The sequence below is a fragment of the Chryseobacterium sp. SIMBA_038 genome (assembly GCF_046535115.1).
GTDB lineage: Bacteria > Bacteroidota > Bacteroidia > Flavobacteriales > Weeksellaceae > Chryseobacterium.
This window is the reverse complement of the sequence record NZ_JAWRXH010000100.1, coordinates 1-290: the sequence shown is the minus strand read 5'-3', so window position 1 is coordinate 290 and position 290 is coordinate 1. Positions and strand designations below refer to the sequence as shown.

Here is a 290-nt window from a genome sequence, read left to right as displayed (position 1 = left end):
GACTTTCCTCGAGACTGTCGAAGGCGCCATTGGCTGGTACCGCCCGAACAACGTCCAGGTGTCGACATCGCTTCCGCGCGGTTAGGCCGCCACGTAACGATCGGCGCGGGTTCCGTACTACCGGGATGCGAGATTGGCGAAGGTGCCTCCGTCGAGGCCATGTCCCGCGTGACTCAATCTCTTGCGCCTTGGGGTACACATGACGGCGTGCCTGCCCTGCTCATCAAGAAAAGCCGTCGCAGCACCTTCCGACAATGGAGACCGAATTGAGCGACTGGCAAGAACGAAGC

General features: G+C 61.0%; 1 protein-coding gene. It reads left to right on the top strand.

Annotated elements, in window-relative coordinates; translation table 11 throughout:
* Positions 1-33 precede the first annotated feature (33 nt).
* Complete coding sequence (locus SB689_RS22875) at positions 34-270, top strand: acyltransferase (RefSeq protein WP_264160485.1); 237 nt, start codon at positions 34-36, stop codon at positions 268-270.
* The last annotated feature ends 20 nt before the right edge of the window (positions 271-290 follow it).